This is a genomic window from Streptomyces sp. NPDC005262, from assembly GCF_042872425.1.
Classification (GTDB): Bacteria; Actinomycetota; Actinomycetes; order Streptomycetales; family Streptomycetaceae; genus Streptomyces.
This window is the reverse complement of sequence record NZ_JBIAKK010000005.1, coordinates 304272-329482: the sequence shown is the minus strand read 5'-3', so window position 1 is coordinate 329482 and position 25211 is coordinate 304272. Positions and strand designations below refer to the sequence as shown.

The 25211-nt window shown below is 70.1% G+C and carries 24 protein-coding genes; 13 read left to right on the top strand and 11 right to left on the bottom strand.

Features of this window, described 5'->3' with window-relative positions; translation table 11 throughout:
• Positions 1-139: 139 nt before the first annotated feature.
• Positions 140-1549, bottom strand: coding sequence for an FAD-binding oxidoreductase (locus ACFYP5_RS16690; protein WP_389035988.1), 1410 nt, complete (start codon positions 1547-1549; stop codon positions 140-142).
• A gap of 46 nt (positions 1550-1595) precedes the next feature.
• The gene (locus ACFYP5_RS16685) at positions 1596-2573 is read right to left on the bottom strand and encodes an antibiotic biosynthesis monooxygenase (protein WP_389035985.1); all 978 of its coding nucleotides are present in this window, start codon (positions 2571-2573) and stop codon (positions 1596-1598) included.
• A 107-nt stretch (positions 2574-2680) separates the two neighbouring features.
• Between ACFYP5_RS16685 and ACFYP5_RS16680 the strand changes: the two genes are divergently transcribed.
• The 6 genes from ACFYP5_RS16680 to ACFYP5_RS16655 all read left to right on the top strand — a co-directional run bounded on the left by ACFYP5_RS16680 (position 2681) and on the right by ACFYP5_RS16655 (position 6979).
• Complete coding sequence (locus ACFYP5_RS16680; RefSeq protein WP_389035983.1) at positions 2681-3247, top strand: nucleoside deaminase; 567 nt, start codon at positions 2681-2683, stop codon at positions 3245-3247.
• A 197-nt stretch (positions 3248-3444) separates the two neighbouring features.
• On the top strand, positions 3445-3609 hold the full coding sequence (locus ACFYP5_RS16675) for a hypothetical protein (protein ID WP_176902190.1): 165 nt from the start codon (positions 3445-3447) through the stop codon (positions 3607-3609).
• 9 nt (positions 3610-3618) lie between these two features.
• Entirely contained in the window at positions 3619-3912 is a 294-nt protein-coding gene (locus ACFYP5_RS16670) for a Dabb family protein (protein WP_389035980.1), read from the top strand.
• Between the two features lie 208 nt (positions 3913-4120).
• Positions 4121-4963 carry an RNA polymerase sigma factor SigF gene (locus ACFYP5_RS16665; protein WP_030929789.1) on the top strand — a complete coding sequence of 281 codons (843 nt, stop codon included), beginning with the start codon at positions 4121-4123 and terminating at the stop codon, positions 4961-4963.
• A gap of 235 nt (positions 4964-5198) precedes the next feature.
• Positions 5199-6068, top strand: coding sequence for an RNA polymerase sigma factor SigF (locus tag ACFYP5_RS16660; RefSeq protein ID WP_389035977.1), 870 nt, complete (start codon positions 5199-5201; stop codon positions 6066-6068).
• 77 nt (positions 6069-6145) lie between these two features.
• Entirely contained in the window at positions 6146-6979 is an 834-nt protein-coding gene (locus tag ACFYP5_RS16655) for a hypothetical protein (protein WP_389035975.1), read from the top strand.
• A 23-nt stretch (positions 6980-7002) separates the two neighbouring features.
• On the opposite strand, the gene ACFYP5_RS16650 is transcribed toward ACFYP5_RS16655, so the two are convergent.
• Positions 7003-7212: a hypothetical protein gene (locus ACFYP5_RS16650; protein WP_352264123.1), complete on the bottom strand. Its 210-nt coding sequence runs from the start codon at positions 7210-7212 to the stop codon at positions 7003-7005.
• Positions 7213-7487: 275 nt separating this feature from the next.
• On the opposite strand from ACFYP5_RS16650, the gene ACFYP5_RS16645 reads away from it, so the two are divergent.
• The 5 genes from ACFYP5_RS16645 (at position 7488) to ACFYP5_RS16625 (ending at position 12932) form a co-directional block, all read left to right on the top strand.
• Positions 7488-8009: a MarR family winged helix-turn-helix transcriptional regulator gene (locus tag ACFYP5_RS16645; RefSeq protein WP_389035973.1), complete on the top strand. Its 522-nt coding sequence runs from the start codon at positions 7488-7490 to the stop codon at positions 8007-8009.
• Positions 8010-8032: 23 nt separating this feature from the next.
• Complete coding sequence (locus ACFYP5_RS16640; protein ID WP_389035970.1) at positions 8033-10516, top strand: MFS transporter; 2484 nt, start codon at positions 8033-8035, stop codon at positions 10514-10516.
• 156 nt (positions 10517-10672) lie between these two features.
• On the top strand, positions 10673-11488 hold the full coding sequence (locus ACFYP5_RS16635; protein ID WP_389035968.1) for a YceI family protein: 816 nt from the start codon (positions 10673-10675) through the stop codon (positions 11486-11488).
• A 9-nt stretch (positions 11489-11497) separates the two neighbouring features.
• Positions 11498-11968 (top strand): PPOX class F420-dependent oxidoreductase, encoded by a 471-nt coding sequence (locus ACFYP5_RS16630; protein ID WP_389035966.1) that lies wholly within the window; start codon positions 11498-11500, stop codon positions 11966-11968.
• A 13-nt stretch (positions 11969-11981) separates the two neighbouring features.
• Complete coding sequence (locus ACFYP5_RS16625) at positions 11982-12932, top strand: NAD(P)-dependent oxidoreductase (protein WP_389035964.1); 951 nt, start codon at positions 11982-11984, stop codon at positions 12930-12932.
• Positions 12933-12959: 27 nt separating this feature from the next.
• Here the strand turns inward: ACFYP5_RS16625 and ACFYP5_RS16620 are convergent, their stop codons facing one another.
• Together ACFYP5_RS16620 and ACFYP5_RS16615 are read right to left on the bottom strand one after the other, a co-directional pair.
• The gene (locus ACFYP5_RS16620; RefSeq protein WP_389035961.1) at positions 12960-13718 is read right to left on the bottom strand and encodes a TetR/AcrR family transcriptional regulator; all 759 of its coding nucleotides are present in this window, start codon (positions 13716-13718) and stop codon (positions 12960-12962) included.
• Positions 13719-13811: 93 nt separating this feature from the next.
• Positions 13812-15335, bottom strand: coding sequence for an MFS transporter (locus ACFYP5_RS16615; protein WP_389035958.1), 1524 nt, complete (start codon positions 15333-15335; stop codon positions 13812-13814).
• Positions 15336-15486: 151 nt separating this feature from the next.
• Here ACFYP5_RS16615 and ACFYP5_RS16610 point away from each other — a divergent pair, with 151 nt between their 5' ends.
• Positions 15487-16329: an endonuclease/exonuclease/phosphatase family protein gene (locus ACFYP5_RS16610; RefSeq protein WP_389035955.1), complete on the top strand. Its 843-nt coding sequence runs from the start codon at positions 15487-15489 to the stop codon at positions 16327-16329.
• A 13-nt stretch (positions 16330-16342) separates the two neighbouring features.
• Here ACFYP5_RS16610 and ACFYP5_RS16605 read toward each other — a convergent pair whose 3' ends face one another.
• The 6 genes from ACFYP5_RS16605 to ACFYP5_RS16580 form a co-directional block, all read right to left on the bottom strand.
• Complete coding sequence (locus tag ACFYP5_RS16605; RefSeq protein WP_389035952.1) at positions 16343-18496, bottom strand: ArnT family glycosyltransferase; 2154 nt, start codon at positions 18494-18496, stop codon at positions 16343-16345.
• Positions 18493-19794: a glycosyltransferase gene (locus ACFYP5_RS16600; RefSeq protein ID WP_389035949.1), complete on the bottom strand. Its 1302-nt coding sequence runs from the start codon at positions 19792-19794 to the stop codon at positions 18493-18495. Before ACFYP5_RS16600 ends, ACFYP5_RS16605 begins: the two co-directional genes overlap by 4 nt.
• Positions 19795-19820: 26 nt before the next feature.
• Positions 19821-21440, bottom strand: coding sequence for an ATP-binding protein (locus tag ACFYP5_RS16595; protein WP_389035946.1), 1620 nt, complete (start codon positions 21438-21440; stop codon positions 19821-19823).
• Positions 21433-22170, bottom strand: coding sequence for a response regulator transcription factor (locus tag ACFYP5_RS16590; protein ID WP_266983553.1), 738 nt, complete (start codon positions 22168-22170; stop codon positions 21433-21435). The genes ACFYP5_RS16595 and ACFYP5_RS16590 overlap by 8 nt, the downstream gene beginning before the upstream one ends.
• A 78-nt stretch (positions 22171-22248) precedes the next feature.
• The gene (locus ACFYP5_RS16585; RefSeq protein ID WP_389035943.1) at positions 22249-23127 is read right to left on the bottom strand and encodes an amidohydrolase family protein; all 879 of its coding nucleotides are present in this window, start codon (positions 23125-23127) and stop codon (positions 22249-22251) included.
• Between the two features lie 45 nt (positions 23128-23172).
• The gene (locus ACFYP5_RS16580) at positions 23173-24081 is read right to left on the bottom strand and encodes a DUF2797 domain-containing protein (protein ID WP_389035941.1); all 909 of its coding nucleotides are present in this window, start codon (positions 24079-24081) and stop codon (positions 23173-23175) included.
• Positions 24082-24224: 143 nt separating this feature from the next.
• Between ACFYP5_RS16580 and sigJ the strand changes: the two genes are divergently transcribed.
• Complete coding sequence (gene sigJ / locus ACFYP5_RS16575; RefSeq protein WP_389035939.1) at positions 24225-25169, top strand: RNA polymerase sigma factor SigJ; 945 nt, start codon at positions 24225-24227, stop codon at positions 25167-25169.
• Positions 25170-25211 lie beyond the last annotated feature (42 nt).

Sequence of the window (25211 nt, the reverse complement as noted above, 5' to 3'; positions counted from 1 at the left end):
GTGCAAGACCGGAATCCGCGACGCAAGCGTGCGTTGCGGTCACATGATCCGCCGGACAGAACCTGGCGCCGCTCCCGTCTCGGTCTCCGTCTCGTTCATGACCCTACGGCGACGTTCCGTGATGGGGGCCGGATGCGTGTCAACGACGCTCGGGCCGGGCGCCCCGTGGCACGGGCGCGAGGTAGGAGTGGAAGACGTTGTCCGGGTCCCACTCCAGCTTGAGTTCCTGCAGGCGGACCCAGTCGGCGGCGGCGTACGAGCGCCGGGCCCGGTCGGCATCGGCTTCCAGATCCGCTTCGGCGATGTAGTGACCACCGCGGCCCGACGGGTCCGCCGCGGCCATCGTCTCCCGCAGCCATCCGGTGTTCGCTTCGTCCGCGGCCGGATCGTCCCAGACCGCGTAACAGGCGAGATAGGACTCGCCGGGTGCCGAGAAAGCCATGTTCCGCAGCAACGCCGGATCCGAGGAGACCGGCTGCACGGGCGCGAGCACCAGGGACTTGCCGGAGGGTGCCCGGGCGAGGACGCCGGCGACGCGAGTCATCACGGTCTCGTAGCTCTCCGCCGACCACAGCGTGTCCGCCGCATAGCGATGCGCCGACGGCCACGCCCGACCGGCGCCGTCGTGCAGCGAGGCGAAGGACGTCGGCTCGGGTTGCTGCCGGGACAGGGCTTGCTCGGCGAACGGGCAGGCGACCAGGGGTTCGAGAGCGGCGAGCGCCTCGTCCCGCGTCGCGGCGAACGCGGTGGCACCGACGGTGATCCGCGGCCCCGGCGGGGCCGCGGCCGTGGCCTCGCCGGAGGCCGCCAGGACGAGAGCCGTCTCGACGTTCGACGGCAGGTCACGCGCGGTCCGGACGGCCCAGCCCGTCACACGCTCGACGTCGGCCAGCGGGAAGGTGAGGCCGGTGGTGGTGATTGCCGGGGGGTAAGGGTGCAGACCCAGCCGGAATCCGGTGACGACGGCGAAGAAACCCGGCCCCGCGCCGCGCGCGGCCCAGAAGAGATCGGCGTTCTCCGTCTCGCTGCACACGACCGTCCTGCCGTCGGCGGTGACGGCCCGGATCTCCAGCACGTCGGCACATGCCGGTCCCCACACACGGGAGTTCCAGCCGAGTCCGCCGCTCAGCAGAAAGCCGCCCACCGCGACGGAGGGGCAGTGCCCCACGGGGAAGGCCAGGTCGTGCGGGGTGAGGGCCTCGACCAGGTCCATCCCGGTGACGGCGGGCCCCACCTCGGCCGTCGCCGACACCGGGTCGACACTGCAGTGCCGCATCCGTGACAGGTCGATCAGCATTCCCCCGTCGCGGAGTTGGGAGCCGGACCAGTTGTGCCCGCCGGAGCGCGTGGAGACGCGCAGCCCCTGGGCGCGTGCCCAGGCCAGGGCCGGGGGGATGTCCCGCTCGGCGGCGGCCTGCAGGATGACCTCAGGAAAGCGTTCCGGCGTCAACCCGTTCCACACCGCCTCGGCCCGGGCCCGGTCGTAGCCGGGGTCACCCCTTCGGAACAGGGTCCCCTCGAAGAGGCCTGCGGGCGTCCGTTCGGGCATCAAGGCCTCCTCGAGCGGCTCGACCGCGGTCGGCCGGCGGAACAGGTCAGTGGGTGGCCAGGCCGAAGATGACGAGAAACAGCACGTAGCAGAGCACCACCACCGCGGCGCCGGCCAGGTGCACGCGGTAGTCGGTTGCGCGGCCGGGCACCAGCCAGAAGGCGAGTGCCTTGTTCACGAGAGGCATCAGCAGCCAGGTCAGCGCGCTGACGCTCAGTACGTTACCGATGAAGAGGCCGATGTATGCGGGGACGCCCAACTCGCCCAGCCAGTGCCCCTCGGTCAGGTTCAGGACCGCCACCGTGGGATAGAGAGCCAGGAGCACGGTCATGGCCTGCTTCCAGTTGGGCGGTGCACTGTCCTCCTTTCCGTCACCGAAGCGGAACCAACCGCTGAACGCCGAGCGGACCTTGCGCACGTCGTAGGAGGCGAAATAGGCGCGGCCCTCCTCCAACAGTTCCTGGCGGACATCGGAGGCGAGCCAGTCGTCGAGGTGCTCGCGGGAGTCGTACCGGAAGACGGCGACCCAGTGGTCCTGCACGCCCTCCACGGGCTTGAACAGCTCGGACCCCATGAAGCCGGGTGACTTCGCCTGTGCCTTGAAGGCCTTCTCCTGCCAGCTCAGAAACTCCTCTTCCCGCCCAGACTTCACCTCGTGCGAGATGACGGCCGTGACCGTCTCCGGCGCCTGCTCCGCAGGGGCGCCGCCACGAAGCACCTCCTGCGTCGGAGTTCCCTCGAAGAATTCCTGCCCTTCGTCGAGCAATTCCCGCCGTCTGCCCGAATCCAGCCAAGCCGTCAGGCGGTCGAGACCAGCGAAACGGAAGACCGCCACCCATTCGTTCTCGTCGCCCGCTACGGGCGGGTACACCTCGACGCCCTCGAACCCGTCGAATTCGCGGGCCGCTTCGTTCATCCGGTGCTGCCAGCGCTGATAGTCGTCGGCGCGGCCCGCGCACACCCTCTGGGAGGTCACCACGGTGGCGTTCTCTGCCGGCGGCTCACGGCTTGCACGGGGGCTCACCTGCAGTAGCGTAATGTATGCATTATTTTAGGGGCAAATCAGACATTTGATTGCCTGTTTCCGCACGTTCGTTTCGCCAAGGGCATCGATGTCGATCGGAGACCCAGATGGAACACAAAGAGCTCATCACCGAAGCGGTCCGGCTGGCCACCGAGTCGGTGGAGAACGGCTGGGGCGGACCCTTCGGTGCGGTGCTCACCCGCAACGGCGACATCATCGCCCGCGGGCAGAACCGAGTGCTCCTCACCGGCGACCCCACGGCACACGCCGAGATCGAAACGATCCGCAAGGCCGTGCAGCGGCTCAACCCCGAGGCTCCGTCGATCTCCGAAGAACACCAGAACGAGAGCACTCTGGAATACGTGCCCCGCCCTGACGGGTCGCCGGATCCCGTACCTGAGCGGGCCCGGATGCTCCAAGGCCATTCGATCTACATCAGCGGTGCCCCCTGCCCGATGTGCATGAGCGCCATCTACTGGTCGCGGATCGATGCGGTGTACTTCAGCTGCGACCTGGACGACACCCGCCGGATCGGCTTCGACGACGCCTACCAGTACGAGGACTTCAAGAAGCCGCTCGACCAACGCAGGATCAGGATCGAACAGGTCCACCCGGAAATCGGCGCCCAGGCCTACGACACATGGACGGGCAAAGCGGACCGGCACGCGTACTGAAGACGGCCGGGCCCGGAGATCCACGCCACGAGTGCGCCCGGCGGAGCAGGCCGAAGAGGCGTCCCTCCTGGCTGCGGTGCGCGAGGCGCCGTTCGGAGCCCATCGCAAACCCCGTCGGAAACCCCCACCGGATACGGCCATCTGTGCGGATAGAATCGCCCGACTGCACAGGGGATCGAATGGGGTGGCAGGGGCCGATGGTGCAAGCGAAGAAGATCGCGCTCTACATGGTTGTCGTCTTCGTGCTGTACACGATCATCACGTCCCCAGCCCGGGCCGCGGATCTTGTCCAGGTAGGGTTCGAGGGCGTTTCGAGTGCCGCACAGGGCGTCGGCGATTTCATGTCCGAGCTCGTGAAGTAGGAGTACCCCATGATCCGCCACCTGGTCCTGTTCAAGCTGAACGACGGCGTGAGGCGCGACGATCCGCAGGTCGTCGCCGGGGCGAAGGCGTTCCAGGAGCTGGCGGGAAAGATCCCCGAACTGGAGTTCTGGGAGTGCGCCTGGAACATCACCGACCGGCCGATCGCCTACGACTTCGCCATCAACTCCGCCGTCGCCGACGAGGACGCGCTGAAGCGCTACATCGAGCACCCGGCCCATCAGGACGCCGCCGGACAGTGGCGGGCCTTCGCCACCTGGGTGATCGCCGACTATCCGTTCTGACCCCCTCGGTTCCGACGTTCCGGACCTCTCGGTCCAGGAGCGCGTAAGCCCCCCACCGATCCGGTGAGGGGCTTTTCCTCTTGTTTAAACCAACTTGACCCCAACACGGCACTACGCGGTGCTTGCACACAGTGGACATGTCTTGTGATGCTATGACCGCTTTTGACGGATGAGTTGACCGAAGTTGACCGCAAAGGGGTGGCGTATCGTGCCGGCCAGTACAGCGCCTCAAGTGCCTCCCCAGACCGTCCAGACGGAGACGCCCGACGGCACGACGCCCGCCAGGACCCGGGGCGCGGACACCAGAGCGCTCACCCAGGTCCTCTTCGGGGAGCTCAAGCAGCTGGAACCGGGAACCCCGGAACACAGTAGGGTCCGGGCGGCGCTGATCGAGGCGAACCTCCCCCTCGTCCGGTACGCCGCTGCGCGCTTCCGGAGCCGTAACGAACCGATGGAGGACGTCGTCCAGGTCGGCACGATCGGCCTGATCAACGCCATCGACCGGTTCGACCCCGAGCGCGGCGTACAGTTCCCCACCTTCGCGATGCCCACCGTCGTCGGCGAGATCAAGCGGTACTTCCGGGACAACGTACGGACCGTCCATGTACCGCGACGGCTGCACGAGCTCTGGGTCCAGGTCACCGGCGCCACCGAGGACCTGACCACCGCGCACGGCCGCTCGCCCACCACCGCCGAGATCGCCGAACGACTGAAGATCTCCGAGGAGGAGGTGCTGGCCTGCATCGAGGCAGGCCGCTCCTACCACGCGACCTCACTGGAGGCGGCCCAGGAGGGCGACGGGCTGCCGGGGCTGCTCGACCGGCTCGGCTACGAGGACCCCGCACTCGCCGGCGTCGAACACCGCGACCTGGTCCGGCACCTGCTCGTCCAGCTGCCCGAACGCGAACAGCGGATCCTGCTGCTGCGCTACTACAGCAATCTGACGCAGTCGCAGATCAGCGCCGAACTGGGCGTCTCCCAGATGCATGTGTCAAGACTGCTGGCGAGAAGCTTCGCGCGGCTCAGATCCGCAAATAGGATCGAGGCGTAACCGGATCGGGTAGATCACTCGAAGCCCACCCTGAAACGCCCGAATGCCGCACACCCCCTCTTAACTGCACATACTCCACCTTGACTTGTCGACATGTCACTACAGCGTGTTGCCGACATGTGACATTCTGCGTGAACCGCGTTTGCCGCAGCCCCGCCTCCGGTATTCAGGTGGAGGCTGCGTTCCTCCGATGGTCGCGGCTCGACGCGACCGTCCGCGACCTCAAGGGGGTGGCATGTCCGCAGAACAGGGCAGCTCGAAGGTGCTCACGCTCACGAAGAGCGCACCCGCACCCGTTGTGCTCACCAGCTCGCCGGAAGCCATCGACACCCGCACTCTGTCCCGCTCCCTTTTTCAGCGGCTCGCCGCCCTGGGTCCCGCACCGGGCCCCGACGGACCGGACGACAGCCCGGAGCGTGCCTACGTACGGGACACACTCATCGAGCTCAACCTCCCGCTCGTTCGTTACGCGGCGGCGCGGTTCCGGAGCCGTAACGAACCGATGGAGGACATCGTCCAGGTCGGCACGATCGGTCTGATCAAGGCGATCGACCGGTTCGACTGCGAGCGGGGCGTGGAGTTCCCGACGTTCGCGATGCCCACCGTCGTCGGCGAGATCAAGCGCTTCTTCCGCGACACCTCCTGGTCGGTTCGGGTGCCGCGCCGGCTCCAGGAGCTGCGGCTCGCCCTGACCAAGACCAGCGACGAGCTGGCCCAGCGGCTCGACCGCTCGCCGACCGTGCCGGAGCTCGCGGCGGCGCTCGGGGTCTCCGAGGAGGATGTGGTCGACGGCCTGGCCGTCGGCAACGCGTACACCGCGTCCTCGCTGGACTCGCCCTCTCCCGAGGACGACGGCGGCGAGGGTTCCCTCGCGGACCGTCTCGGTTACGAGGACTCGGCGTTGGAGGGCGTCGAGTACCGCGAGTCGCTGAAGCCGCTGCTGGCCAAACTCCCGCCCCGGGAGCGGCAGATCATCATGCTGCGGTTCTTCGCCAACATGACCCAGTCGCAGATCGGCGAGGAGGTCGGCATCTCGCAGATGCATGTCTCGCGGCTGCTCACCCGGACGCTCGCACAGCTTCGGGAAGGACTCATCGCCGACTGACCGCGACCGGGCGCCGCCGGACGTCGCACTGGAGCGCGAGGGTTCCGAATTGACGGACCGTCAGCCACACTGGCGCGATGCGACGTCAGACGTGGGGCTCGACCGGCCGCCGGGGCACAGTGTTCGCCGCCTCGGCGGCCGTGCTGTGCCTGGGCGGCGCACTCGCCGCCTGTGGCGCGGGGGCGGGCGGGGGCGACGGCTATGTGGCGGTCGGCGCGGCGGGTACGGGGCCGGAGAAGGCCCCGAAGGGAGCCGTGGCCCCCTCGGGGAAGGTGACACTGATCCCGCTGGACGGCGCCGGGAGCGACGGCCGAGGCGGTGACGCCGGCGGAGGCGCGGAGCCGGAGCCGGGCTCTTCCGCGCAGAGCGGCTCCCCCGGTGGGGCGGGCGCTACGGGGGGCGGCGCGGGCGGCAAGGCACAGTCGCCCGGCTCGTCCGGCACCGTCGCCGGCGGCACCACGGGATCCGCCAGCAGTTCCAGCAGCGGCGGCACCGGTGGCACGGGGAGCGCCGACGCCACCGGCGGCACCGGTTCCGGTGCCGCGGGAAGCGACTCGCAAGGCCCCTCCGCCCCGTCCGCACCAGGGTCCACCGCATCCGCCGGGCCTGCCGTGCTGACACTGAGCGCACCCGAGCGGGCGGCGGCCGATGACCGCTGGTGCGAAAAGGCGACCGTCGAGTTCCGCAATACCGGTGGCTCACCGGTCCGCTCAGGGACGGCCACCTTCGCCACGCACATCATCGGCGCGCTGGGGATCGACTGGGCGACCATCGAATCGACAGCGCCGCTGCCCGCGCCGATCGACGCGGGAGCGGCGCGGAAGAAGACGTACACCGTCTGTGTGGACGCCTGGCGGGTGCCCCTGGGCATGCATATCGAGACCCGGGACGTCACCGCCGTCTGGAAGTGACGGACGGAGAGAGCGCGGCCAGGTCAGCTGAGCGCGAGCCAGGCGATCGCTCCGAGGATGACAACCACCGCGACGACGGCGACGATCACCCCGGTCCTCGGTCCGGACGACGCGGCCGGCTGCTGCCGGCGCTGCGGCTCGCCCTCGTCGACGAAGGCGCGGAACATCTGGGTGCTGCCCGCGGGGTCGTAGTTGCCCTCGGGGCCCTGCGGGGCATGGGGGTTGTGTGCCATGGGCCAGGACCCTAGCGAACTCGGGGGTGCGACCCAACCCCCGGGTCGGTGAAGGCCCCGCGCCGGAGACGGAGAACCCGTGAACCACTGCGGGCTGTGGCGCGATGCACACGGCCGCGAAGTGCGCCGGGCGCACGCTGGGCGTTTGACCCGACCCGTACGCAGCCTTTTGCGTTCCTTTACTTGTGCAAGGCCGTTTTCGTTTGCCTGCAGCAACCAACAGGTTTTATGGTTGCCCTAAGCAACAACATGCAGTGGAACAGTCTGGGGGTCCCGTGGCCGAACGGAGTCAGTACGAAGAACTGGCCCGGCAACTCAGCGCCGTCGGAGCCGTCAAACGCGGACTCGCCCGCGCCCTGCCTGCTGAATGTCCTGGCGGATCCGCCGCCGTGCTGGCCCTCCTCGATCTGCACGGCGAGATGCGGATCAGCAGACTGGCCGAGCTGCTGGCCGTCGACATGTCGGTGACCAGCCGACATGTCGCCCATGTGGCCGAGCGCGGCTGGATAGAACGGTCTCCGGACCCGGCGGACAAACGGTCCCGCATCCTGCGGCTGACCCCCGCGGGAGACGACGTACTCGTCGATCTGAACCTGCGGATCACCGACATGTTCGCCCATCACCTTCAGGAATGGTCCGACGACGACGTCGGAAAGCTCAACACGCTGCTGGCCCGGCTGCGCGACAGTTTCGCCCGTCGCGGCTCCGGCGGGTGCGCCCCCGGAAAGCACAGCGACGACTGCCGTCTGCGGCCCGCCGACAGCGACGACGACTCGCACACCCGTACACCCGTGTAACAGAAGCAAAGACAAGGAACTCAATGGCTACGACCACACCGACCGGTGTGCGGGGCGGCCACGCCAAGCACGGGGGAACCGGTTCCCCCGACGGCGCGCCGATGACACACCGGCAGATCATGGAAGCACTGACCGGGCTGCTGCTCGGCATGTTTGTCGCGATCCTGTCGTCGACCGTCGTCTCCAACGCTCTTCCCGAGATCATCTCGGACCTCGGCGGTGGCCAGTCCGCGTACACCTGGGTCGTCACGGCCTCGCTGCTCGCGATGACGGCCACCACACCTCTGTGGGGCAAGCTCTCCGACCTGTTCAGCAAGAAGCTGCTGGTCCAGATAGCACTGATCATCTACGTCGCGGGCTCGGTCGTGGCCGGTCTGTCGACCAGCAGCGGCATGCTCATCGCCTGCCGTGTCGTGCAGGGCATCGGTGTCGGCGGTCTCTCCGCCCTCGCCCAGATCGTGATGGCCGCGATGATCGCCCCGCGTGAGCGCGGTCGCTACAGCGGCTACCTCGGCGCGGTCTTCGCCGTCGCCACCGTCGGTGGCCCGCTGCTCGGCGGTGTCATCACCGACACCAGCTGGATGGGCTGGCGCTGGTGCTTCTACGTGGGTGTGCCGTTCGCGGTCATCGCACTGATCGTGCTCCAGAAGACCCTGAAGCTTCCGGTCGTCAAGCGTGACGTCAAGGTCGACTGGACGGGTGCGTTCTTCATCAGCGCCGCCGTCTCGCTGCTGCTGCTCTGGGTGACCTTCGCGGGCGACAAGTACGACTGGATGTCCTGGCAGACCGGCGTGATGCTGGCCGGCTCCCTGGCTCTCGTCCTGCTCTTCGTCTTCACGGAGTCCCGGGCCAGCGAGCCGATCATCCCGCTGCGCCTCTTCCGTAACCGCACCATCACGCTGGCCTCGCTCGCTTCGCTGTTCGTCGGTGTCGCGATGTTCGCGGGCACCGTCTTCTTCAGCCAGTACTTCCAGCTGGCGCGCGGCAAGTCGCCGACGATGTCCGGCGTCATGACGATCCCGATGATCACCGGCCTGTTCCTCTCGTCGACCGTCTCCGGTCAGATCATCACCAAGACCGGCCGCTGGAAGGCCTGGCTGGTCAGCGGTGGCTTCCTGGTCACCGCCGGGCTCGGGTTGCTCGGCACGATCCGGTACGACACGACGTACTGGCACATCGCGATCTTCATGTTCGTGATGGGTCTCGGCATCGGCATGATGATGCAGAACCTGGTGCTCGCCACGCAGAACCAGGTCGCCCCGTCCGACCTCGGCTCGGCCAGCTCCGTCGTCACCTTCTTCCGTTCCCTCGGCGGTGCGATCGGCGTCTCGGCGCTGGGCGCCGTCATGGCGAACCGCGTCACCCACTACGTCAAGGACGGCCTCGCGGACCTCGGTCCGAAGGGCGCGGCCCTGGGCCACGGCGGTACCGGCGGCGGGGGCATCCCCGACCTGGACAAGCTGCCCGCACCGTTCCGTACGGTCGTGGAGAGCGCCTACGGGCACGGTGTCGGCGATGTCTTCCTGTACGCCGCTCCGGCCGCGCTGATCGCCTTCCTGATCACGATCTTCATCAAGGAGGTCGCGCTGAAGACGAACGCCGCGAACGACGCCCCGGCGGAGGCCGAGGTTCCCGCCGCGGTGCTCGCCGAGGTCCCGTCCGGCGCTGCCGCGCTGGTCGCCGAGGGCGCGGCCGGGGTCACCTCGGTCGACACGCTCGAGGCTCCGGTGGCGACCACGCCCGGCACGGCGGTGCGCGGTGTGGTGCGCGGTGCCGAGGGCGCACCCGTGGCCGGTGCAGCCGTCACTCTGATCTCGCTGGGCGGCCGGCAGCTGGGGCGCTCCGTCGCCCAGGCCGACGGCAGCTACGGCGTGCAGGCGCCGGGCTCCGGCAGCTACGTCCTGATCGCGTCCGCCGACGGTTTCCAGCCGCAGGCGTCCACCGTGGTCGTAGGCGACGAGCAGCTGTCGTACGACATCCTGCTCGTCGGTACGAGCGGCCTGGCCGGGACCGTGCGGGCCGCCGAGAGCGGCGCTCCGGTCGACGGCGCCATGGTCATCGTGACCGATGTGCGCGGCGATGTGCTGGCCACCGGCAAGTCCTCCGAGAGCGGCGAGTTCACCTTCGCCGAGCTGGTGCCCGGTGCGGTGACCGTCGCGGTGAACGCCGCCGGGTACCGTCCGCTGGCTCTGCCGGTGGAGATCGGCGGCCAGGGGGTCACCCGGATCGACGCCGCCCTGCAGTCCGGTGCGCTGGTCCAGGGTGTCGTGCGGGCCGGTGCCGCGCTGCGGCCGCTGCCCGACGCCCGCGTCACGCTCGTCGACGCGGCGGGCAACGTGGTCGCCACCTCGACGACCGGGGAGGACGGGGCGTACGCCTTCGCCGACCTGGATGCGGGCGAGTACTCGGTCATCGCGACCGGCTACCCGCCGGTGGCCGGGGCGCTGACCGTGGCCGGTCGCGGGGTCGACGGCCACGACATCGAGCTCGCCCACCCCGGCGAGTGATCGAGTAACACAGACCCCTGGTGGACAGCGCTTCGAGCGGAGAGGCTGCCCCCGGTGGAAATGGGCCCCGGTGGTGGGGACGGCAGGCAGGGGACGGCCTGCCGTCCCCGCCCCGGGGCCCGACTCATTGAGTCATGGAGCAAGGAGAGAAACGGGATGGGACTTCGCGCACAGGTACGGACGCGGGACGGCTGGGCCGTCCAGCACGCGGTCGTGACGGTGACCGACATGACCGGAACCCAGGTGCTGCGGGCCGCGGCCGACGAGGACGGGGCGGTCCGGACCGACGCTCTGCTGCCCGCCGGCGCGTACACGGTGATCGTGACCGCGGTCGGGTACGCCCCGGCCGCGTCGACCGCCCTCGTCACGGCGAGCGGCCGCGTCGAGGCCGGCACGGTGGTGCTGGCCCGCCAGGGCGGCGTGGAGCTGCCGCCGCCGGGTGCCTGGTCGCTGGACCCGGCGCACTCCTCGGTGGGCGCGGTCGCGCAGCACCTGGGGATCTCCAGCGTGCACGGCCGGTTCACCGAGTTCAGCGGCCGGATCGCGATCGCCGAGGAGCTCCACCGCTCCCGGGTCGACGCGATCATCAGCGCGGCCAGCATCGACACCGGCAACGACATGCGGGACAAGCACCTGCGGTCGCCGGACTTCCTCGACTCGGACCGTTTCCCGGAGATCACGTACCGCTCCCACGGGCTGGCCCCGGCCGGTCCCGACCGCTGGACCGTGCACGGCGAGCTGACGATGCACGGTGTCGCGCGAGACGTCGACCTGAACCTGAGTTACCTCGGCACCGGCCCCGACCCGTGGGGCGGGACGCGTGCGGCGTTCAGCGCCACGGCCGAGCTGCGCCGCGAGGACTTCGCCATGAACTACAACCAGGTGGTCCAGGCCGGCATCTCGGCGATCGGTACGACGCTCCGGGTCGAGCTGGACATCCAGGCCGTGCAGGGTGACTCCCTGCCGTCGTAGTCTGCGGACATGGCACCCAACATCGCGACCAACACCGCCGTGGAGCTCGACGAGTTGCTGGCGTTCGTACGGCCCAGGCACCGGGCGATCCTGCTGACCACCCGGTCCGACGGCCGCCCCCAGGGCTCGCCGCTGACGTGTGGCGTGGACGACGCGGGCCGGATCGTCGTCTCGACGTATCCCGAACGGGCCAAGACCCGTAACGCGAAGCGGGACGAGCGCGTCAGCGTGATCGTCCTTTCGGACGACTGGAACGGGGCGTGGGTGCAGATCGACGGCTCGGCCGAGGTGATCGATGCCCCCGACTCGATCGAACCGCTCGTCGAGTACTTCCGGAACATCTCGGGGGAACATCCGGACTGGGACGAGTACCGGGCGGCGATGGTGAAGCAGGGCAAGTCGATCATCCGGATCACTCCGGAGCGGTGGGGCCCCATTGCCACGGGCGGTTTCCCCGCCCACCTGGCGCCCGGCAACTGACCACTGTTCCGGGATGAATGAGAACCTTCCGGCACCGGGCCTGCTCGCCCGGGCCCGGCTGCTGGCCGCACCGACCGTCGGTGCCTCCGTCGTCCGCGGTCTGGAGCGGATCACCGGCCGCCCGGTGGAACAGGGTTTCTCCGGCACACCGCCGGAGGAACCCTTCATCTGCGTCGGGGCCACGCTGCCGGATGCACTTCGGAGCGGGCCGTTGGTGTGGTTCCACAGCGTGAACGCCGGCACGGACGCCCTGCTCGGCGCCGGACCGTGGCCGCCCGGGGCGCTGCTCACCCGGACGGTGGGCCGTATGGGTGAGCGGATCGCCCAGTACGTACTGGCCTGGGTGCTCGCCGACTGCCAGTCCGTCCCCGAGTTCGCCGCCCAGCACGCACGGGCCGAGTGGCGCCGTATCCCCTCCGAACTCGCCACCGGGCAGACCGCCGTGATCTACGGGACCGGTCGCATCGGCTCGGCCGTCGCCGGTCTGCTGCGGGCGTGCGGCATCCGGACCGTGGGCGTCGGGCGCGGGGCGCGTACGGCGCCGGCGGGCTTCGACCAGGTCGTCGGGGCGGACGACGACACACGGTCGCTCGCCTCGGCGCGGTGGGTGGTCTCCACGCTGCCGCTGACCCCCGCGACGGACGGTTTCTTCGGGACGGAGCGCTTCGCGGGCATGGGCGGAGCCACGTTCATCAACGTCGGCCGGGGCGCGACAGTGGACATGCGGGCGCTGGAGGCCGCCCTGCACACCGGTGCGGTGGGACGCGCGGTGCTCGACGTACTGCCCGAGGAGCCCGCCGCACCCGGCGACCGGTGCTGGCAGCTGCCCCGTACGGTGATCACCTCGCACTCCGCGGGCATCACGGCGGACGAGGACATCGTCATCGACTTCGCCGCGTGCTGGGAGGCGATGGCGGAGCGGCGGATGCCGGACACGGCCGTGGATGTGGGGCGCGGGTACTGAGAGTCGTGTGCCGGGACGGGCAGGATCTCAGCGGTCCCGCATCGCCTCGATGCCCGCGATCAGCAGGTCCAGGGCGAAGGTGAAGTCCCGCTCCCGCATCTCCTCGACCGTGTCGCCGCCGCGGGCGTCCATCAGGTCCTGCGAGGACTCCACGATCCGGCTGAGCTGCGGCTGGGACCGGATCGTGCCCATCGCCTGCTGGAAGAACTCGTCCTGGCTGAGCCCCGCCTCCGCGCTGCGCTGCACGAAGTGGCCCTCGATGGTGCCGAATCCGTACACGAACTGGAAGACCGCGGAGAGTGCTCCCGTCTGCCTGCGCAGCGGCAGCCCCGTCGCCCGGATCACATCCTGGACGGCGTACGAGAACAGCATCGAGTGCGGGCCGATGTTGAGGAAGTGACCCGCGAGCGGCGACACCCAGGTGTGCCGGACCAGCAGTTCCCGGTAGGTGGTGGCCAGTTCACGCAGCCGGTCGTGCCAGTGCGCCTCCTCCCGGGGAGGCGCGATCTCGCTGTAGACCGAGTCCAGGGCCAGCTCCAGCAGGTCGTCCTTGGTCTCGACGTACCAGTAGAGAGACATCGCGGTGACGTCCAGCTCGGCGGCGAGCCGGCGCATGGAGAACTTGGCGAGGCCCTCGGCGTCCAGCAGCCGGACCGTTGCCGCGGTGATCTTCTCGCGGTCGAGTCCGGCCGGCTGGTCGGCCCTGCGGGTGCGCGAGGGTGTCCGCCGGTCCAGCCAGACGCTGGTCCGGGCACGGTTTTTCACACGGTCGGCCGCGGACACCATGGCGCACTCTCCTCGTCTTGCCGGCGGGGCGGACCGGATCCGCATCCGGTGCGCAGGAACCGGGTTCATGCGTTCGGTACGCCCCGCCTGATGCTAGGCCGCCGCCGCGGCCGAGTCTGCCTGAGCCGATTCTGCCCGCTCCGCCCGCCGCAGCAGTACGGCGGCGAGCAGACCGCCGGCCAGCACCGCCACCGCTCCGACCAGCTGACTCGTCTCCAGCCCCGAGGCGAAGGCGTCGGTGATCCGACGCCGCTCCCCGTCTCCGGTCGCCGCGGCGACGGCGGCGGGCAGCGAGGCGGCGCCTACCGCCGCCGGCACGAGGGCGGCGAACCGGGAGTTCAGGACCGCACCGAGCACCGCTACCCCGAGCCCGTTGCCGCATTCGGCCAGCGTGCCGTTGACCCCTGCGCCCACGCCCGCCTTCTCCGGCGGAATGGCACTCATGATCGCGTTGGCCATGGCAGGCATGGCGAGGGCGATGCCCGCGCCCATCACGACCAGGCCCAGCAGCATGCCGCCGTAGCCGTTGCCGCCGGACAGCGCGATCGCGGCGAGACCCGCGGCCAGCAGACTCATGCCGGCGGCGATGGTGGCGGGCGTGCCCAGCCTGGGCACCAGCCTGGCGCCCAGGCCCGTGAGGTTGAGCACGACGACACTCAGCGCCAGCGGAGCCGTACGCAGACCCGCTTCCAGCGGTTCGTAGCCAAGAACGAACTGGAGCTGCTGGGTGAGCAGGAACAGCGAGCCTCCCATCCCGAACGCCACCAGGATCGCGCCCGCGACCGCCCCGATGAACTTCTGGTTCCGGAAGAAGTGCATGTCCAGCATCGGGTACGGGATGTGCAGCTCCCACAGCACGAAGCCGGTGAGGACGGCGACCCCGGTGAAGGCCGTGAGCAGGACACGGCCCGAGGTCCACCCGTGGGCCGGCCCGGAGATGATCGCGTACACGACAGCGGCCATACCTACGGTGGAGAGCAGCGCGCCGAGCAGGTCGGGACGGTCGCCGCGCGGGTTCTTGGACTCGGGAACGAGCCGGACCACGGCGACCAGGCCGATGACCGCGACCGGAATGTTGACCAGGAAGATCGCGCCCCACCAGAAGTGGTCGAGCATGACCCCGCCGATCAGCGGCCCGACGGCGAAACCGAGCGAGTTGACGGTGGACCAGATACCGATCGCCTTCACGCGCTCGGCGTCGTCGAAGATCTGGACGACGACGGCGAGGGTCGTGGTGATCAGCAGCGCACCGCCGATGCCCATGCCCGCACGGGCGGCGATCAGTTGCCCGGACGACTGGGCGAGCCCCGCCACCAGAGAACCGATACCGAACAGGGCGAGGCCCGCGAGCAGCATCTTCTTGCGGCCGTAGCGGTCGGCGGAGCTGCCGGCGGTGAGCAGCAGACCCGACTGGACGAGCGAGTAGGCGTTGATCATCCACTGCACATCGGCGGTGGACGCGTCCAGCTCCCGGGTGAGGGAGGGGATCGCGACGTTGAGGACCGTGTTGTCGAGCAGCACGGTGAGCTGGGCGAGGCAGATGACGCCGAGGATCATCCAGCGCTGCGGGTGGCCTGGGGACGTGAGCCGGTTCTGGGCGGCTTCGGTCGCCGTCATGCGGGCTCCTTGAGCTCCTGGAGTTCTTATACGGTGTACGGGAGAGTCCTTGTACACCGTAAAGCAACCCGCGTACGGCCTACAAGCAACTTTCGCGCGGTACGGTGCTCGACGCTGATCCGAGAGGGAGCCGACTAGCACCGGGAGTGGCATGTCACTGCGTCGTCGTACGGCGGAAGTCCTGATCGCTGCAGGCCTGTTGGGGGTGGCCGCCGTCCCGCCCGCCGGAGCTGTCGGGCACGGCCGTCCGGTGCCGCTGCGCGTCGCCACGTACAACATCCATGCGGGCGCCGGCATGGACAACGTCTTCGATCTGGACCGGCAGGCGGCGGAACTGCGCGCACTGGACGCCGACGTGATCGGGCTTCAGGAGGTGGACGTCCACTGGGACACCCGCAGTCAGTGGCGGGATGTCGCGGGCGAACTGGCCGAGCGTCTGCACATGCGGGTGTCGTTCGCCCCGATATACAGCCTCGATCCCACGACACCGGGCGCGCCAAGGCGTGAGTTCGGCGTCGCGGTGCTGTCCAGGTACCGGATCGTGAGCGCCGAGAACCACGAGATCACCCGGCTCTCCACCCAGGTCCCCGACCCCGTGCCGGCGCCCGCACCCGGCTTCGGCGAGGTGGTGGTACGGGTGAAGGGGATGCCCGTGCATGTGTATGTGACGCACCTCGACTACCGCGGTGACCCGTCCGTGCGGATCGCACAGGTCGCCGACACCCGGCGCGTCATGGCGGAGGACGAGGGGCGGAAGGTACTGCTCGGCGACTTCAACGCGGAGCCGGGCGCTCCGGAACTGGCCCCGCTCTGGCAGGAGCTGGCCGATGCCGAACCGGGCGCGCCGACCTACCCCGCGCTGAACCCCGTGAAGCGGATCGACTTCGTGGCCGTGTCCAAGGACGGCGTACGGGTACGCGACGCGGCGGTGGCCGAGACACTCGCCTCGGACCACCGCCCGGTTGTCGCCGATCTGCTGCTGCTCCGACGCTGACGGCCGGTTCGGATCAGCTCTTGGGCCGGGTCAGGTCGTAGAAGGTCGAACTGCCGGCAGTGACCTTCTCGAAGGTGTCCTCGACCCACGAGCTGATCTTGGACGAGGTGCCGCTGTCACCGCCCATCCCGCCCGTGCCGCTCGAAATGAAGTAGTGGATCCTTCCGTCCTCGACGTACTGCTTGAACTGGGCGAGCGTCGGGGACGGATCACTGCCGTTGAAGCCGCCGATCGCCATCACCGGGTCGCCGGTGGCGAGCTGGTAACTGGCGGCGTTCTGCGATCCGATGGCCGCGGCCGCCCAGGTGTAGGCGCCGGCATTCTTCTCCAGGAGCTTCTCGGCCTGCGAGCCGACCGACGAGCCGTTCAGCAGACCGCCCATGCCGCCGCCCGCACCCATGCCGCCTTCGGCCATGCCGCCAGGGCCGCCGCCCGGCATGCCGTTCTGCTGATTGCCCTGGGCCTGGCCCTGCGGGCCACCGCCCGGAAAGCCACCCTGACCGCCGGTCGGAATGCCGCCCTGGCCGCCGGTCGGCGGCCCACCCATGGCGCCGCCCTGCTGATCGGCCTGGCTGCTCCGGCCGTTCCGGCCCGGAGGCTGCATTCCCCCACCGCCCCCGGTACCACCCCGGCCGCCACCGCCCATCGTGCTGGCGCCCGACGGGCCGGCCGTGACGATCGAGCCCTGGTGCCCGGTGTTCAGCGTGGTCAGGGTGTACGCCGCCGGCCCGGCCAGCGATGCGACGAACCCGATGCCCACCGCGGCGAACGCCAGCCGGCGCCCGGCCCGGGCCGCGAGCAGCAGACCCGCCGCGCCCAGGAGACCGCCGACGAGGACGGCCCAGCGCAGCCACGGCAGGTAGTCCGGGGCCCGCCCCAGCAGCACGTACGACCACAGCGCCGTGACAGCGACCGTGGCGCCGAGCATTCCGCTCGCCGCCCACTTGGCCCGCTCCTCCCACAGGACCGTGACGCCCATGCCGACGAGCGCCGCGATGTAGGGGGCCAGGGCGACCGTGTAGTACTGGTGGAAGATGCCGGCCATGAAGCTGAAGACGACCGCGGTCATCAGCAGCGAGCCGCCCCAGGCGAGGAAGGCCGCGCGGGCGGTGTCCGTCCGCCTCGCCTTCCAGGTGATCCAGATGGCCGCGAGGAGCAGGATCAGCGCGGCGGGCAGCAGCCAGGAGATCTGGCTGCCGATCTCGGAGTTGAACATCCGGCCGATGCCGGTCTCGCCCCACTGGCCGCCGGACGGACCACCGCCGCCGCCGACGCTGCCGGTCTCGTCGCCGCTGATCCTGCCGAGCCCGTTGTAACCGAAGGTCAGTTCCAGGAAGGAGTTGTTCTGCGACCCGCCGATGTACGGGCGGGAGGAGGCGGGCCAGAGTTCGACGATCGCCACCCACCAGCCACCCGCGACCACCATCGCGAGCGCCGACAGCCCGAGTTGGCCGAACCGCTTCCGTACCGTCGTCGGCGCACACACCGCGTACAGCACGGCCAGCGGCGGCAGGATCAGGAACGCCTGCAGGGTCTTCGACAGGAACGCAAGACCGACCGCGACCCCGGCCCACACCAGCCACTTCGTCCGGCCGTTCTCCAGCGCGCGCAGCACGCAGTAGACCGTCACCGTCATCAGCAGCGCGAGGAGCGCGTCCGGGTTGTTGAAACGGAACATCAGCGCGGCCACGGGCGTCAGCGCGAACACCGTCATCGCGATCAGTCCGGCAGCCGCGCCGAACCGGCGGCGTACCGCCGCGTACAGCACCCCCGCCGTCGCCACGCACATCATCACCTGCGGAGCGAGGATCGCCCACGAGCTGAGACCGAAGATCCGCACCGACAGGGCCATCGGCCAGAGCGTGGCCGGGGGCTTGTCGACGGTGATGGCGTTCGCCGCGTCCAGCGAGCCGAAGAAGAACGCCTTCCAGCTCCGGCTGCCGGCCTGCACGGCGGCGGAGTAGAAGGAATTGGCGTAGCCGGATGCGCTGAGGTTCCACAGGTACGCCAGCGCGATGACCAGCAGCAGGGCGAGGAAGGCGGGCCGTGCCCAGCGCGGGTCCTCGGGCCTGCCCTTCCATACACGCCGCAGGAACGGCTCGTCCGCAGCCGGTGCGGCCGTGGTCGGCGGTGTCGGAAATCGGTCGGTGGGGTGCAGGGTGGTCATCGGACGTTCCCCAGTTCGTGGTGAGTGTCGTCGGCGCGGCCGGCCGCGGGGGCCCGGTCCGGGAAGACCCAGGCGCGCAGGAGCAGGAACCGCAGCACCGTCGCCGCGAGGTTGGCCGCGATCAGCACGGCGAGTTCCGTGCCGTGCGAGGGTGATCCGGACGCCGCGCCCAGCGCCGCGAGCGAGCCGCTGGTCAGTGCGAGGCCGACGGCGAAGACGACGAGGCCCTGCGCCTGGTGGCGTACCGCGCCGCTCCGGCCGCGTACGCCGAAGGTGAGCCTCCGGTTGGCCGCCGTATTGGCGACGGCCGACACCAGCAGCGCACCGCCGTTGGCGATCTGCGGGCCGGCGCCCAGTCGGAAGAGCGAGTACAGGGCGAGGTAGAAGAGCGTGGAGAGCGCGCCCACGACGCAGAACCCGACCAACTGCCGGGCCAGACCGCCCGGCACCCCGCTCAGTCCACGGTCGCGCGGATCGTCCCCGAAGGGCCGGGCGAGACGGTCCAGCGGCAGTGCCCCGACGGCCAACGCCCGGCCCACCCGCCACACACCTTTCAGGTCCTCGGTAGCCGTCCGCACGATGTGGACCGTGGAGTCGGGGTCGTCGACCCAGTCCACCGGCACCTCGTGGATGCGCAGCCCGGCGCGCTCTGCGAGGACCAGCATCTCGGTGTCGAAGAACCAGCCGGTGTCCTCGACCATCGGCAGCAGGCGCTGCGCGACGTCCCGCCGAATGGCCTTGAACCCGCACTGCGCGTCGCTGAACCGCGCGGCCAGCGACGACCGGAGGATGAGGTTGTAGGCCCGCGAGATGAACTCCCGCTTGGATCCCCGCACGACACGCGAACTGCGGGCCAGTCGCGATCCGATGGCCAGGTCCGAATGCCCGGAGATCAGCGGTGCGACGAGCGGGAGCAGAGCGTTGAGGTCGGTGGAGAGGTCGACGTCCATGTAGGCGAGGACCGGGGCGTCCGACTGCGACCAGACGGTACGCAGAGCCCGTCCGCGCCCCTTCTCCTCCAGCCGGTACGAGCGGCACCGCGGGAGGACCGCCGCCAGCCGTGCCGCCACCTGGGGCGTGCGGTCGGTGCTCGCGTTGTCGGCGACGGTGATCCGGAAGGCGTACGGGAAGGTGCGCACCAGATGGTCGTGCAGGCGCAGCACACAGGTTTCGAGGTCCTTCTCCTCGTTGTAGACGGGTACCACCACGTCGAGGACGGGGGCATCCGCCGCGTCCACCACTCCGGCCAGGAGATGCTCCCGGGCCGGCAAGGTGCTCCAGGAAGAGTCGGTTCGCATGTCATCGACAGTCGCCAACCCCGCTGTCACACCGGTGTGATGGACCTGTGGTTGTGCTGTGAGTCGGTACGGACCGGCGGAACAGCAGGCAGAACCGCAGGCAGATGGACGGCGAAGACCGTGCACCCGGGCACCGACCGCACCTCCACCCGGCCGCCGTGCGCGGTGACGACAGCCTGCACGATGGCCAGGCCGAGCCCGGTGGAACCGGCGTTGCGCGAGCGCGACGCATCGCCGCGCGCGAACCGTTCGAAAACATGCGGCAGCAGCTGCACCGGGATTCCCGGCCCGTCGTCCTGTACCTCCAGCGTCACCCACGGATGAGCGGCCCCGGCCCGTACGCGCGCGGTGACGGTGGTACCGGGCGGGGTGTGCGTTCGGGCATTGGCCAGCAGATTGACCAGTACCTGGTGGAGCCTGGTCGGATCGGCGTGCACGGTCGCGGGTTCGTCGGGCAGCTCCAGCCGCCAGTGATGACCCCGCTGCCCGGCTGCGCGGGCATCGCTCACCGCGTCGACGACGATCGGCGACAGATCAGTGCTCTCGTACGAGAGCGGGCGCCCGGCATCGAGGCGGGCCAGGAGCAGCAGATCCTCCACCATGCCCGTCATCCGCTCCGCCTCGGACTCGATCCGCCCCAGCGCGTGCCGGGTGTCGGGACCGGTCTCCTCGCGTCCGCGCCGGGTCAGTTCGGCGTAGCCGCGGATCGAGGCCAGCGGTGTCCGCAGCTCATGGCTGGCGTCCGCGACGAACTGCCGTACCCGCATCTCGCTCTCCTGGCGCACCGCCAGCGCCGAACCGACATGGCCCAGCATCCGGTTGAGCGCCGCGCCCACCTGTCCGACCTCGGTCCGCGGATCCGCCTCGGCATCCGGCACCCGCTCCAGGGGTGCCACCTCACCGCTGTGCAACTGGAGTTCGGAGACCCGGGTGGCGGTCGCTGCGACCCGGCGCAGCGGCCGCAGTGCGACCCCGACCATGGCGGCCCCGGCGATCCCGGCGGCGATCAGCCCGGCCCCGGTGACACAGACCTCGACGAGTATCAGGGTGGTGAGGGCGCCGCGCACCTCGGCGGCGGGGATGCCGACGAGGACGGTCGTCGTCCTGTCCGCTCCCACGACAGCCTCCACGCGGTACGGGCCGAGTCCGGGCAGATCGACGCTCCGCACCCCTTCCCCGACCTCGACGTCCGCCGCCTCCAGGGCCTTCCCCTCCGCACTCTTCAGCGGCCGCTCACCGGCCGCGGCGCTCTGCTCGAGGGCGTCGGGATTCTCCTGGACCACGCTCGACGCAGTGATCGAACCGTCCACGGCCACCGCGCCGAGCGTGCCGAAGGGCTGCCCGCGGGCGTCGATGAAGGCCAGCGGGTCGTCGTCCGGACCGCCGCCGGGCATCGGCAGCTCCCCCGCGCCCCCGCCAACGCCGCCCGGCGGCTTCGAGGCACGCATGGCGATGGAGTGCAGCTGGTCGTCGAGCTTGTCGTACATGTAGCTGTGGAAGGCGATGGTGGTGACCGAACCGATCACCGCGGCCACCACGGCGATCAGCGTCACCGCGGACACCACCAGTCGGGTCCGCAGCGTCCACGGCCCCCTTCCCCACCGCTCTCCGCGCCGCCGCGCCCGTCCGCTCACCGCGCTACTCACCGGGCTTGATCAGATACCCGGCCCCGCGCCGGGTGTGGATCATCGGCGTCCGTCCGGCGTCGATCTTCTTACGCAGATACGAGATGTACAGCTCGACGACGTTCGCCTGCCCGCCGAAGTCGTAGTTCCACACCCGGTCCAGGATCTGCGCCTTGCTCAGCACCCGTCGCGGATTGCGCATCAGGAAGCGCAGCAGCTCGAACTCGGTCGCGGTGAGGTGGATGGAGGTCGTCCCCCGGCTCACCTCATGGCTGTCCTCATCGAGCACCAGGTCACCGACGACGAGCGTCGACTCGCTCCGTACCGTCGCCGTCCCGGACCGCCGGATCAGCCCGCGCAGCCGCGCCACGACCTCCTCCAGGCTGAACGGCTTCGTCACATAGTCGTCGCCGCCCGCCGTGAGTCCGGCGATCCGGTCCTCCACCGAGTCGCGTGCGGTCAGGAACAGCACGGGGACTTCGGAGAGATCCCGGCGAAGCTTGCCGAGCACCGAGAGCCCGTCGGTGTCGGGCAGCATCACATCGAGGATCACCGCATCGGGCCGGAAGTCGCGCGCCATGCGGACGGCACTCGCACCGTCCCCGGCGCTGCGCACCTCCCAGCCCTCGTAGCGCAGGGCCATGGAGAGCAGCTCGGCGAGCGGCGCCTCGTCGTCCACGACCAGCACGCGGACGGGATTGCGGTCCGGCCTCAGCAGTTCGGTACGCCCCTGGGGCGTGGTCGTCGTCATGCCGCAACCCTGTGCGACGCCTCTGAGAGGGTCCTTTCCCGATCCTGTGAATTCCCTGAGAAACCAGGAAAGGCGGGCTCAGCGCCGGTCGAACATCGCGTGCGCGTTCCCGTAGCAGACCGCCCGCAACCAGTCGTCCCCCAACTCCAGCCGCTCCAGGGCATGCAGCTGGTGCACGTACGGGTACGGAATGTTCGGGAAGTCCGTCCCCAGCAGGATCCGGTCCCCGAGATCGGCGAGCCGTCCCCGCTCCGCCACCGGGAACGGCGTGCGGTCCTCCGAGAAGTCCGTGAACGCCATCGTCGTATCGAGCCGCACCTCGGGGTACGCCTCCGCCAGCGCCAGGAACTCCGCGTACTCGGGCATCCCCATGTGTGCCACCACCAAGCGCAGCCGCGGATGCCGGGCGAGCAGCCGGCCGACCGGCTCGGGCCCGGTGTACTTGCCGGGTGCGGGACCGGAACCGCAGTGCATCACGACCGGGACCGCGGCCTCGGCCAGCAACCCCCAGACCGGTTCGAGCAGTGGATCGTTCGCGTCGTACGCCCCGACCTGAAGGTGCGACTTGAAGATGCGCGCCCCCGCCTCGACCGCCTCGCGGACGTAACGCTCCACGCCCTCCTCGGGGAAGAGGGTCGCGGTGTGCAGACAGTCGGGCACCCGTCGCGCGAAGTCGGCTGCCCAGCCGTTCAGCCAGGCCGCCATCCCCGCCTTGTGCGGATAGAGCATCGAGGTGAACCGCCGCACGCCGAAGGACCGGAGCAGCGCGAGCCGTTCGTCCTCGTCGTGCCGGTAGGCGATCGGCCACTCCGTCCCGGTCAGCGGACCGGCGGAGTCGAAGTACGCCCACACCTTGCGGAGCACCTGCTCCGGCATGAAATGCGTATGGACATCGATCAGTCCCGGCAGCCCGAGCCCTTCCCAGAACCGCACCACGTCATCGCTGCCGCCATTCACCGCGCACTCCTCGTCCGCCCCGTCCCGACCTGATCACCGACGATCTCAGAAGAGCCCGTCCTGCACGCCGCCGCCCCCGATATCGATCACCGGCACCGTCACCCCCGACCGCGCATCGGCCCCCACCAGTTCCCATCCGGTCATCAGCCGGGTGTCCAGCACGACCACGCCGTCGGCGGCCGCCAGATGCAGATCGGGCCCGGCGGCCGCGACCAGCTGCCCCGCGACGACCCCGCCGTCCATCAACTCGGTCACCGCCCGGGCCACTTCGACCGGGCCGTCGAGCCCGAACAGCCCCATGTGATCGACGGGCTCGAACGGCAGCCGCTCCAGCGACTGCGGCCATCCGGCCCCGTCCCGCTCCAGCGCAGCCGCCTGCCCGTAGAGCCCCTCGACCTCCGCGACCCGTTCCGCGGCCCCGGGCAGCGCGGCCCGCACCGCACGCTTGCGCGCGTAGGGGATCCGGTCCGGCACCCCCAGCGCCGACCGCAGCAGCTCCTCGGTACGGCGCGCCGCCATCAGCGGCCCGCGCCCCAGCCAGCTGTAGACCACGGCCCCCTGCTCCCGCAGCCGCGCCGCGCCCCGCGCCTCGGCGGTGATCCCCACCTTCACCATGGCGGGACCGAACCAGGCGAGATAGACGCGGTACGTCCGCGGGTCGTCGGCAATCGTGTCGGCGGCCACCGAGTGCGCCCGGTCCAGCCGCGCACACTCCGGGCACCGCGCCCCGGTACTCCGCCCGGACACCACGGCCGCCAGCGGACATACGTTCCCCCGGGCGCCCACACAGTGCCGCTCACCGCCGGCGCGGAACCCGAGCTCCTTCCCGTACGCAAGGACACTCACCCGCGTCGAACCGGCCTCACGCTTCGCCCGGTCCGTCGCCCCGCCCTTCCGCCACCCCAGGACCGGCCCTTCCTGGGGCCATCGCAACCCGGTGCAGTGCCAGCTCATGCATGCGATCGTAACGACGCTCCGCGCCGGGGTGGAGATCCTGACGGACAGGCCACGAACGGATGCGACGACCACGCCGACCAGTACGGTCGAACAGCGCAGGGACGCAGCCCGAGGTCCGTCGCGGTACTAGGATCCGGGCCATGGCTCTGACCGTGAACGACATGGACCGGTTCGAAGCCTGCATGCCCCGCCTGGAAGCCATCGCCTACCGCCTCCTCGGCTCTGCGAGCGATGCCGAGGACGCCGTGCAGGACACGTTCCTGCGCTGGCAGGCCGCCGACATCGACCGCATCGAGGTCCCCGAGGCCTGGCTGACGAAGGTTCTCACCAACCTGTGCCTCAACCAGCTCACCTCGGCCCGCACGCGGCGCGAGACCTATGTGGGCCAATGGCTGCCCGAGCCGCTGCTCGCCGGGGACCCGATGCTCGGCCCGGCCGACACCGCCGAGCAGCGCGAATCCGTCTCGTACGCGGTCCTCACCCTCATGGAGCGCCTCTCCCCCAACGAACGGGTGGTGTACGTGCTGCGGGAGGCCTTCGACTACCCGCACCGGCAGATCGCGGAGATCCTCGACATCACCGAGGCCGCCAGCCAGCAGATCTTCCACCGCGCCAAGAAGCACGTCGCGGACGGCAGGACCCGCACCGAGATCGACGAGGCCGCAGCCCGGCGAATCGTCGAGGAGTTCCTCGCGGCCGCCACCAGCGGCCGGACCGAGCCGCTCGTGCGGCTGCTCACCGAAGACGCCATCTCGATCGGTGACGGCGGCGGGAAGGTCCCGGCCCGCGCCAAGGCGTTCGAAGGTGCCCTCGCGGTCGCGAAATTCGTGCGGGGCCTGTTCAAGCCCGGCAAGGCCAAGCGCGCCATCGTCGGCGGCTCCCCCGGGATCTACGCCACGACCGCGAACGGCGCCCCCGCCCTCGTGGCTGTCTTCGACGGCCGGGTCGTCGGCGTCATGTGCCTGGAGGTCACCGCCGAGGGCATTGCCGCGTTCCGCAACCAGGTCAACCCGGACAAGCTCGAACGCGCGACCCGGCGGTGGGCGGCCGGGGACCACGGGGAACCCTTGCTCAACGCCTTCTGACCTCGATGTGAGGTGCTTCACATCGCGCTCTTGTCAGGAAAC